This window comes from Aeromicrobium sp. (assembly GCF_036676885.1).
Classification (GTDB): Bacteria; Actinomycetota; Actinomycetes; order Propionibacteriales; family Nocardioidaceae; genus Aeromicrobium.
The window spans coordinates 1-10,786 of sequence record NZ_JAKFCB010000083.1 but is presented as its reverse complement, the minus strand read 5'-3'; the positions used below and the strand labels follow the sequence as shown (position 1 = coordinate 10,786).

The window sequence follows — 10,786 nt, the reverse complement described above, 5'->3', positions numbered from 1 at the left end:
GAACTCGATGCAGCCGCGCTCCTCGCCCATCAGGTCACCGAGCAGCTCGGCGTGCCGGCGCATGACCCCGGCGACCTCGCCGAGGGCCGGCAGCTCGACGACCTGCTCGCCTGAGAAGGCGGCGGCGAGGTCGCGGAACAGCCACGGGCGGCCGAGACAGCCGCGGCCGACGACGACGCCGTCGCACCCGGTCTCCTCGACCATGCGGATCGCGTCGGCGGCCTCCCAGATGTCGCCGTTGCCCAGCACCGGGATGCCGACGGCGGCCTTGAGCTCGGCGATCGCATCCCAGTCGGCACGGCCCGAGTAGTGCTGCACCGCGGTGCGGCCGTGCAGCGCGATCGCGGCGCACCCGGTGTCCTGAGCGATCCGGCCGGCGTCGAGGAAGGTCAGGTGGTCGTCATCGATGCCCTTGCGGGTCTTCATCGTCACGGGCACGCCGTACGGGGTCGCCGCGGAGACGGCCGACTCGAGGATCTCGCCGAGGAGGGTGTCCTTCCACGGCAGCGCCGCTCCCCCGCCCTTGCGGGTCACCTTGGGGACCGGGCAGCCGAAGTTGAGGTCGACGTGGTCGACGCCGTGGTCGGCGCACAGGATCTCGACGGCGCGGCCGACGTGCACCGGGTCGATGCCGTAGAGCTGCACGGATCGCACGGTCTCGTTGGCGGCGAACGTCAGCATCGCCAGGCTCGTCTTGTCGCCCTCGACGATGCCGCGCGAGGTGATCATCTCGCAGACGTACAGGCCGGCGCCCTGTTCGGCGCAGAGCTGACGGAACGCCGCATTCGTCACGCCGGCCATCGGCGCGAGCACGACCGGGTTGGGGACCTCGAGGTCTCCCAGCCGGAGAGTGCGCGGCAGCGTGGCGGTGGGCATGACTCAAGTGTCCCATCCTGCCGAGCGGTGACTCAGCGCCCACTCGCGGCGACGCGGTCGGCCCTGGGTCACCCCCAACCACGGACGGCGTCCCAAGAAAGTCCCAAGCGTCCGCCAAGCGGTGGATCGCACGCTGGTGCGACCAAACCCCCCGAACGCACGAAGGACACATCATGAACCTCACCACCACCTCTGCTCCCCTCGCCGATCTCGACGTGACGCAGGTCGAGCTGCCGGGCAGCGAGGCGTACATGCGATGCGCAACGCCGTGGAACGTCGCCGTCAGCTCGCAGCCGCTGGCCGTCGTCGTCGCCCACGACGCGAGCGACATCCAGCAGGCCGTCCGCTGGGCCGGCTCCAACGACATCGGCGTCGCCGTCCAGCTCACCGGCCACGGCGCGGCGGCCCAGCTGGACAGTTCCATCCTGATCCACACCGGCCTGCTCGACGAGTGCGTGATCCACCCGGAGGGCTGGGCACGGGTCGGCGCCGGGGTTCGCTGGGCGCAGGTCCTCGAAGCCGCAGCGGCGCACGGGCTGGCTCCGCTGGCCGGGTCGGCTCCTGACGTCGGCGTCGTGGGCTACACCACCGGCGGAGGCCTCGGCCCGGTCGCCCGGTCGTACGGATTCGCCAGCGACCGGGTGCGCGCGTTCGAGGTCGTCACGGGCGACGGCCAGTTCCTGCGCGCCACCCCGGAGGAGAACCCCGACCTGTTCTGGGGCCTCCGGGGCGGCAAGGGCGTCCTCGGCATCGTCACGGCTGTCGAGTTCGACCTGGTACGACTGACCGAGATCTACGGTGGGGCGCTCTACTTCAACACGGCCGACGCCGACGAGGTGTTCCGCGCCTGGTCCTCCTGGTGCAAGGCGTTGCCCGAGGAGGCGACGACCTCGGCCGCGTTCCTGCGCCTCCCGCCCGCCCCCGGTGTCCCGGCGCCGCTGGCCGGCCGGACGACGCTGGCGATCCGCTTCGCCTGGGTCGGCGCCCTCGCGGACGGGGAGCAGGAGCTGGCACCCATGAGGGCTGTCGCGTCTCCGCTGATCGACGCGGTGGGCCCCATGCCGTACGCGGCCCTGGGCGCGATCCACGCCGATCCGGTCGACCCGATGCCCGTGCACGAGGAGCACGCGTTGCTGGCCGAGCTCCCGGCGTCGTGCGTCGAGGAGTTCCTCGCCCACGTCGGCACCGAGACCGACTCGCCGCAGATCATCGTCGAGCTGCGGCAGCTCGGCGGGGCGATCTCGAAGCACGGGGAGCTCCCCAGCGCTGTCTCCTACCGCGGCGCGGCGTTCAGCCTCCTCACGATCGGGCTCGGCGTCCCACCCATGGCCCAGGTCGCCGCGGATGACGCTGCCGGCCTCATCGCGGCCCTGGACCCGTGGATCGCCGATGGCACGCTGCCCAACTTCTCGGCGGGCAACGGTCGTACACGTCTCACCGATGCGTACGACGGCTCGACCCTCGACCACCTGCTGCGGGTCGCGCACTCGTACGACCCGAACGTCATCCTGACCGCGCACCGGGCGCTGGCCGGGGCGGCCGGCCAGGGCTAGGCGATCAGCATCCTGGCGGATGCGGCGAGGCTCGTCATCCCGAGCGTCTCCGCATCCGCCGCGATCGTGGCAAGTGCCGCGTTCCGGCCGGGACCCGGCGGATCCAGCTCGGCCCGGACCAGCTGACAGCGCAGGGACGACGGCTTGCCGCCGGTACGCTCCGACAGCGCCGAGGCCTCGGCCAGCAGCTCCAGCGCCCGGTCACGACGACCGGCGACCGCCTCGAGCCGGGCCCGCGCCAGGTCGACCGGGGCGAGGGCGCCGAGCTGGCCGAGCAGCGCGATCTGCCCGGCGTAGGGCGCAAGCCGGTCCAGCATCTCGTCGACGTACTCCGTCATCTGGAGGTCCGCGACGACGTGCGCCGTCACCGTCAGCGTGCCGGAGCTCGGCCACAGCTCGGGGGCCTTCGACGCCAGCTTGCCGGCGACCAGCGTCGCAGCGCGTTCCTTGTCGCCGCGGGCGGCAGCGCCGGCGGCGGCCCACGGATAGCGGTCGGACGAGTCCTGCTCGACCGACTCCGGCAGCTCCGGGTCGTAGCCGGCCATGCCGGCGAGCTCCCACATCAGCACCAGCTCGGAGGACTCGTGGACATGGCCGTCGTAGAGCTCGGTCTCGGCATGCATACGTCGGGCCAGCTCGCGGAGCCTCGCCGCCTCGGCAAACGAACCCTGCCACTGCGCGATGGTGGCCTCCATGCCGCGCAGCTGGAGACGTACGACCGGCAGGCGGAGCAGGTCCGCGCCGGCAGCGCCGAGCCGGATGTGCTTCATGACGCCGTCGACGTCGCCCAGCTGCATCATCGCGAGCGAGCGCACGTCGTGCGCGATCACCGCGTCGAGCCGTGACTGCGTGTGTGGGAGGGCGTCGAGCCGGTCCACGAGGGCAAGCATCTTGCCGGCGCGGCTCGCGATGCCTGTGTCGCTGAGGACGAGACCGAGCAACGCATCCGCCACGACGTCCGGATCACCCACGGACTCGGCGATCTCCAGGGCACGCCGCGCAACGTGCCGCCGCGTCGACGGATCACTGTCGTAGTAGCTCCCCACCGCGAGCGCGGCCAGGAGCCGGGCGTGCGCCGACGCATCGGCAGCCGCGATCGGCTCGATCTCGGCGAGGCGCGACTTCAAGGGACCGGAGTCCTCGCCGTAGGCGACCCACGGCCAGTTGCCCGCCATCCGCAGGAGACCGCCGGCCAGGCGACCGATGGCCTGGGTATGACCCTCGCGCGCCGCGTCCATGAGACCCGCCTCGACGGTGTCGAGCACGGTCTGACCCCGACCGGCACGCGCCAGCGCGTCGACGCGGGCCACCAGCAGGTCGTCGGCGTCGTACTTCTCAGCTGATCGACCTGGCGGGGCGAGCGCCAGGGCTCTGGACGCGGCCTCCCACCACTCGGCGGCCGAGTCGGAGTTCCAGCTCGCCTCGGCGGCGCGCGCAACGGCGATGCAGGCCTCGAGCGCCTCCAGGGCATCGGCAAGAGGCAGGGCGGCCATCAGGTGCTGCGCCCTGCGGGTCAGCTGGTCCCCAGTCGCCTCCGGGCCGATGGCCGCGGCGATCCGGGCGTGCAGCCGCTGGCGTCGCAGGCCCGAGATCCCGTCGAGGATCTCGTCGCGGAGCATGCCATGTGCGAACGCATAGCCGACGGCGCCGGGCGCCATCCCGATGATGTGCTCATCCGCGGCCAGGTCGAGGGCGTCCATCACGGCGTCGACATCGAGACCCGTGACCGCGGCCAGGAGGTGGGGATCGATCATCTCGCCGACGACGGCCGCGACCCGGAGCACCTCCAGCACGCTCTCGTCCAGCCGCGAGATGCGCCGGCCGAGGACAGAGCGGACCGCAACCGGGATCGTCCCCCGTTGCCTCTCGTCCGCCGGGAGCCGTGCGTACTCACTGACATAGAGCGGATTGCCGGCGGTTCGGTGGGTCAGGACGATCGCCTCGCTGTGACCTGGTCGTTCGCCGCACACCGATCCGACCAGCTCGGCAACCTGCTCAGCCGCGAGCGGGGTGACCGCGAGATGGCGGGCGCCGGGGCCGCGACCCACCGCTGCCAGGAGCTGCTGGGTCTCGGGCTCCGCCTCTCCGGTGCGTACGGTCAGCACGAGGCCGAAGCGATCGCCGCTCAGCGCACCGACCAGGTAGGCCAGGCAGCGCAGCGACGTCGCGTCGCTCCACTGCGCATCGTCCACGACCACCATCAGCGGGCCGTCCCGCAGGGCGTCCTTCATGAGCCCGAGGAATCTCTCGTAGACGACGAAACGGGCACCATCGGCGCCGACATCCCCCGGCGGCTGCAGGACCGCGTCGGGGTCGGCGCCGAGCGACCGGGCGACCTCGCGCAGCGGCCACCACGCCGGTTCGCCCTCCTCCTCGATGCAACGCGTCCAGATCACCCGGCCACCGCGGCCCTCCATCCGATGCGCTGTCTCCAGCGCGAGCCGGCTCTTGCCGATCCCGGCCGGGCCCGTGAGGACCAGCTGACGTGCACTTGCGGACATCAGCGCCTCCAGCGCCTCGTCGATGACGGCGATCTCGAGCTCGCGACCGACCAGCACGTCGGCAACGTCATGCGACGCGCCCTCTTCCGCGGCGACGGCCGAGGTCGGCAGGACCACGGCCTTCGGCCACTCGTCGAGCGTCGGGGACTGGCTCAGGATGGCCACCTGCAGGTCCCGCAGGTCAGCGCCGGGTTCGAGTCCGAGCTCCTCATCGAGGGTCCGCAGATGCGAGCTGTACACCTCGAGCGCCTCGGCGGGTCGGCGCGCCCGGAAGAGCGCCATCATGGCCAGCCACGCGGCCTGGTCCCGGAACGGATGCTCCTCCCGAAGCTCCTGGGCGATGGCAACCGCACCACTGGTGTCGCCGATGCCGGCCAGTGCGGTGACCAGGGCCTCGCGGCACGAGAAGCGCTCCTCGTCGAGGTCGATCGCGATCTGACGCACCCATTCGGCGTCCTCGACATCGCTGAGCACCGGTCCGCGCCACAGCGCCAGCGCGGCGCGGGCCGCCTCCGCACCGGCGGACCAGTCGCCGCGTGCGCAGCAGTCGCGAGCGACGGCCGTCAGCCTCCGGAACTCCTCCGCATCCATCGGCGTCTCGTCGCGATGCAGGAGATAGCCGGGTGGTTGACGGACGATCGCCGAGGCCTGGCCGCCGTCGCGCAGGATGCGACGGAGGTTGGAGATGTAGGCGTGCAGGCTCGTCAACGCGCTGGCCGGCGGACTGTCGCCCCACACCACGTCCACCAGCCGGTCGCTGGAGATGGCACGCCCACGTTCCGCCAGCAGCGCGGCGAGCACGACGCGCTGCTTGGGCGTGCCGAGATTGAGCGCCTCGCCGTCGCGGAGCACCTCGAGCGGGCCGAGCAACCGATACTCCACCGAGCATTCCTCCTGGCCGGGAAGTCTAGTGAGGCGAGCCCTTCACCGCCGACGATTCGGCAACTACGGATCCAGCCGTTTGCACACCGCGGACGGCCGTCGTGGCGTGCCATTCTGTCTGGATGACCCTCACCCGACGGCAGGCGCTCGCCCTCCTCGCGGTGCCGGCGTACGCCGCTCTCGGCGGCTGCGGGAGTGCCGAGTGGTCTGCCGTGGAAGCGACCCGGGTCAACCTGGCGACGGGCAACCGCGGGGGCGTCTTCGTGAGGTACGGCATCGCGCTCGCCAGCGTCCTGCGACAGAATCTCGACGGCGTGACGACCAGGGTCGTCTACACCGACGCATCGGTCGACAACGCGCGACGAGTCGGGTCCGGCAACTGTCAGATCGGCTTCTGCCTGGGCGACGCCGCCGCCGACGCCCTGGCCGGACAGGGCGCCTTCGACAGGCCGATCGACCTCGTCGCCCTGACCCGTATGTATGACAGCTTCCTCCACGTCGTGGTGCGCGCCGACTCGCCGATACGCTCCGTCTCTGACCTGCGCGGACGCAAGGTCGCGATCGGCCCGCCGGTCTCCGGCACCCGGGTCACGGCGATCCGGGTCCTGGCCGAGTCCGGGATCGACATCTCCGACATCACCGCCTCCTCGCCCTCGCTCAACGACTCCGCCGACGCTCTCCGCCGCGGAGAGCTCGACGCGCTCTTCTTCGTGAGCGGCATCCCCAACGCCGCGATCCTGTCACTCAGCAGGCAGACGCCGATCCGCCTGATCGATCTCGGCGCACTGGTCGACCCGATGGTCGCGGCCTACGGTCCGCAGTATGTCGTGGGCCCCGTCCCGACCTCGAAGTACCGGCTGCCGGATCCGGTCAACACCGTCAGCGTCAAGAACTACCTCATCGCCGCGCGGGACCTGCCCGAGGACCTGGCCTATGCCATCACCCGTGTCACGTTCGAGCAGCAGACCGCGATCCAGCGGCTCGCGCCGGAGATCCGCCAGCCCACGCCGGGTGCGGCGATCTTCACGAGCCCGCTCGACCTGCACCCCGGGGCGCTTCGCTACTTCCGCGAGCAGGGTCGGTAGCCACCGGCAACGTCACCGCGACCCGGAGACCGGGATCGGCGGCGGCCACCTCGAACTCCCCGCCCAGCGCGATGATCCGCGCCTGCACGATCGCCAGGCCCAACCCGGAGCCGGCGACATTCTGGTGTGCCCGGCCACGGAAGAAGCGCGATCCCAGCTTCGCCACATCACCGGCATCGACACCCGCGCCGTGATCGCGGACCACCAGCCGCCAGCTGCGGTCCGCTGCCGCCAGGTCGACCTCGACCAGCGAGTCCGGAGCGAACTTCGCCGCATTGTCGAGCAGGGCGTCGAGGATCAGGTCGATCAGCCCGGGGGTCGTACGGGCCCAGGCAACCTCGGGCGTCACGACCTCGAGCCGGCCGTCGTACAGGGGGGCCCAGAGCTCGCACCGATGGCGCACCTGCTCGGCGATGTCGGCGGGCCCCGCATCGGGGTCGTGGGCGCCGACCCGGGTCAGCTCGATCAGCGACTCGACGATCCCGCTGAGTCGATCGGCCTCCTCGAGGGCCTCGTCGATCGGCCGTTCCTGATCCGGTGTCGCGCCCGACCCCAGCAGCTCGATGCGCAGGCGCAGGGCCGTCAGCGGATTTCCCAGCTGGTGCGACGCATCGGCCACCAGGTCGCGCTGCTGGCTCTGGGACATCGCGACGCTGTCAGCCATCGAGTTGAACGAGGAGGCCAGGTGCCGCAGCTCCGGAGGGCCGACGCTCGCCGGAACCCGCGTCGACAGGTCACCGCTGCCGAATCTCTGCGCCGCGTCGTCGAGATCTCGCACCGGCCGGATGACCCAGCCGACCAACGGCAGGGCCACGGCTCCGGCAACGGCCGTCACGACGACCAGGGCGGCGAGACCGAACCAGGCCAGCCGGATGGTCACACCGTCGCGCACCGAGTCAGTGGGCGCGATCATCACGACGGCACCGAGAATCTGGGCGTCCCGGCCGACCGGCGAGGCGATGACCAAGGGTGCCTCGCGCCACGGCCACGCGGTCTTCGGCTGCGGCGTTCCCGTGCCGGACAGCGCACGGGCCATCGCGCGGGCCTCCGCCGGCGTGTCCAGCGCGACGCCTGAGCGCGAGGCGGCGATCCGGTCGCCATTGGCATCGACCACCACCACGGCGGCGCCGTGCACCGCCTCATACCTCCTGAGATCGCTCTCCAGCGATTCGAAGTCACCGCCCTCCAGGGCGGGCGAGGCGAGCACCGCGAACCGCGTGACATCGGCGAGACGCTTGCTGAACAGGTCCTCGGTCCGGTCCGCCGCATACGCACTGAGCAGCGGCAGCATCAGTGCCAGCAGCAGGGCGGAGATCAGGACGCTCGACACGACGAGCAGACGACGGCGCACCGATCAGTCCTCCTCGAGGGGCGGCAACCGATAGCCGAATCCGCGTACGGTCTCGATCGTCGCCGCGTCGCCGAGCTTGGCGCGGAGGGTGGCCACGTGCACGTCGAGGGTGCGGGAGGCGCCGACCCACGCGGTGTCCCAGACCTGTTGCATCAAGGCTTCACGGGTGACCAGTCCCCCGTTGGCTCGCACGAGCATCTCGAGCAGATCGAACTCCTTGCGCGTGAGGACGACGGGCTCGCCCCCAGCCGTGACCTGGCGTGCCTCCTCGTCGAGCTCGAAGCCGAAGACGGCGGGCACCGGCTCGTGGGCGTGGTGGCCGGCCCTGCGCATGACCGCATCGATCCGAGCCATCAGCACCGCGAGGCTGTAGGGCTTCGTCACGTAGTCGTCCACGCCGGCGCCCAGGGCCGCGACGATCGAGGTCTCCTCCCGCCTGGCCGTGACGGCGATGATGGGGACGGTGCTGACCTCACGGATCGCGCGACACAGCGACAGGCCGTCCCGATCGGGCAGGCCCATGTCGAGCAGCACGAGGTCGGCCTCGGCGAAACCGGCCATGCCCGAGGCCGCATCCGAGGCGCGATCGACCTGCAGATTGCGCTTCTGGAGGGCAGGAATGAGCGCGTCCGCGATCCGGTCGTCGTCCTCGACCAGCAATATCTTCATGCCGAAACCCATCGATGTGGTGGACGCTAAGTCTGTGTAAAGTCTCGCGACCGGAACCGTGGTGTGACGTGGTTCACTCGTACGTTAGCGGCCATGTCCACCCACACCGCCAACCCGGCTCCAGGCCCCGACGTCGACCGGCTCGTCGCGGAGTTCGACGAGGAACGCCCCGCACGCCAGCTCCATCGGGTCACCGACCTGGCGATCAACATCTGGTGCGCCGGCGTCGCGATCTTCGTGCTCCGTCAGGTGTTCCAGCCGCTCCAGGCCGGAAGCCAGTACTACCTGGTGACCTTCCTTGGCCTGACCCTGCCCCTGATCTTCGTCTGCTACCGCTTCCGCGCCCGCAAGCCCGACCCGGACGGTCACCAGCCCGGATCGGATCGTGTGCCCCGACTCGACTGGGTCATCGCGGCGATCGCATTCTTCGTGGCGCTCTATCCCGTCCTGCCCCTTCCGCTCTCCGCGGACGGCGGCGGTGGATACGACAGCTTCCTCGACCGACAGGGATCGCTCGGCGCGTACGACGTCATCGCCGGCGGAATCCTGCTGCTCCTGGTCCTCGAGGCCACCCGGCGGACCACCGGAATCGTGCTCCCGGCGTTCTGCCTGATCTTCCTCGCCTACGGCTACTACGGGGGCGCCCTTCCCGTCGAATGGGCGATCTCGCACCGCGGCGAGGACATCGACCAGATCATCAACGCGCTCTACAACGAGGCGAGCGGCTTCTTCGGTGTGCCACTGGACGTCGCCGCGACGTACATCGTGCTGTTCACGATCTACGGGGCCGTCCTCGACAAGATGGGCGCGGGCCGATTCTTCGTCCAGTTCAGCTTCTCGTTGTTCGGCAAGTCCAAGACCGCCCCGGGCCGGACAGTCGCCACGTCGGGCTTCCTGCTCGGCACGGTCTCGGGCTCCGGCACGGCCACCGCGGTGACGCTGGGCTCCTTCGCCTGGCCGATCCTCAAACGTGCCGGCTATCCCCGCGAGGCCGCCGGCGGCATGATCGCCGCCTCCGGCATCGGCGCGATCCTCTCGCCCCCGACGCTCGGCGCGGCGGCGTTCATCATCGCCGAGTACCTGGGCGAGTCCTATCTCAAGGTCCTCGTCTGGGCGATCGTGCCGACGCTGCTCTACTACCTCGGCATCTTCCTCGCCGTCGAGATCGATGCCCGCCGCTTCGGGGCCAAGCACGTCGAGCTGACCGTGGGGAGCCCGTGGCGGCTGCTCGCCCGCTCCGGCTATCACTTCCTCAGCCTCGGCGTCATCGTGCTGTTCCTCGCCCTCGAGATCCCGCCGTTCCGCGCCGTCGTCTATGCCACCGCGGTTGCTGCGCTCTTCGGTCTCGCGGAGGCGGTCATCTCCCGGCGAGCCATCCAGACCGGGATCGACGAGGCACCCGACGACCTGCCGCAGATGCCGATGGCCGCATCCCTCCGCGACTTCGGCCAGCGCGTGTTCATGGCGCTGTCGACCGGCATCCGGTCCGCGCTCCCGGTCGTCGCCGTGTGTGCCGCGGCCGGCGCGATCACGTCCACGATCGCCAAGACCGGTCTCGGCCAGGTGCTTTCCGACCTGCTGGTCACGGCCGCCAAGGCACTCGCCCCGACCGAGGGGGCCGTCATCGTCCTGACCGCGATCTTCGCCGCGATCGCGATCCTGGTCCTCGGACTGGCCGTGCCGGTCACGGCGTCGTTCATCCTCAGCTGGGTCATCATCGGCCCGGCCCTGATCGGACTGGGGGCTGAGCCGCCCGTCGTCGCGATGTTCATCTTCTACTACGCGGTGCTCTCGGAGGTCTCGCCGCCGACTGCTCTCGCGGCCGTCGCCTCGGCCGCCATCACCGGCGGCAGGATCATCCCGACCATG

The 10,786-nt window shown here is 70.8% G+C and carries 7 protein-coding genes; 3 read left to right on the top strand and 4 right to left on the bottom strand.

Annotated elements, in window-relative coordinates:
• Nucleotides 1–876, bottom strand: an 876-nt coding sequence (dusB, locus tag V6M46_RS04460; protein WP_332662570.1) for a tRNA dihydrouridine synthase DusB, incomplete at its 3' end; no start/stop codon positions are given.
• Between the two features lie 173 nt (nucleotides 877–1,049).
• Here dusB and V6M46_RS04455 point away from each other — a divergent pair.
• Nucleotides 1,050–2,429, top strand: a complete 1,380-nt coding sequence (locus V6M46_RS04455) for an FAD-binding oxidoreductase (RefSeq protein WP_332662569.1) — start codon at nucleotides 1,050–1,052, stop codon at nucleotides 2,427–2,429.
• On the opposite strand, the gene V6M46_RS04450 is transcribed toward V6M46_RS04455, so the two are convergent.
• Nucleotides 2,426–5,812, bottom strand: a complete 3,387-nt coding sequence (locus tag V6M46_RS04450; RefSeq protein ID WP_332662568.1) for a BTAD domain-containing putative transcriptional regulator — start codon at nucleotides 5,810–5,812, stop codon at nucleotides 2,426–2,428. The two genes, V6M46_RS04455 and V6M46_RS04450, sit on opposite strands and share 4 nt — an antisense overlap.
• A gap of 122 nt (nucleotides 5,813–5,934) precedes the next feature.
• Between V6M46_RS04450 and V6M46_RS04445 the strand changes: the two genes are divergently transcribed.
• Nucleotides 5,935–6,897 carry a TAXI family TRAP transporter solute-binding subunit gene (locus V6M46_RS04445; protein ID WP_332662567.1) on the top strand — a complete coding sequence of 321 codons (963 nt, stop codon included), beginning with the start codon at nucleotides 5,935–5,937 and terminating at the stop codon, nucleotides 6,895–6,897.
• Here the strand turns inward: V6M46_RS04445 and V6M46_RS04440 are convergent.
• Both V6M46_RS04440 and V6M46_RS04435 read right to left on the bottom strand, forming a co-directional pair.
• On the bottom strand, nucleotides 6,836–8,248 hold the full coding sequence (locus tag V6M46_RS04440; protein WP_332662566.1) for a sensor histidine kinase: 1,413 nt from the start codon (nucleotides 8,246–8,248) through the stop codon (nucleotides 6,836–6,838). The genes V6M46_RS04445 and V6M46_RS04440 overlap by 62 nt on opposite strands.
• A gap of 3 nt (nucleotides 8,249–8,251) precedes the next feature.
• Nucleotides 8,252–8,917: a response regulator transcription factor gene (locus tag V6M46_RS04435; RefSeq protein WP_332662565.1), complete on the bottom strand. Its 666-nt coding sequence runs from the start codon at nucleotides 8,915–8,917 to the stop codon at nucleotides 8,252–8,254.
• A gap of 93 nt (nucleotides 8,918–9,010) precedes the next feature.
• On the opposite strand from V6M46_RS04435, the gene V6M46_RS04430 reads away from it, so the two are divergent.
• Nucleotides 9,011–10,786, top strand: a 1,776-nt coding sequence (locus V6M46_RS04430) for a TRAP transporter permease (RefSeq protein ID WP_332662564.1), incomplete at its 3' end; no start/stop codon positions are given.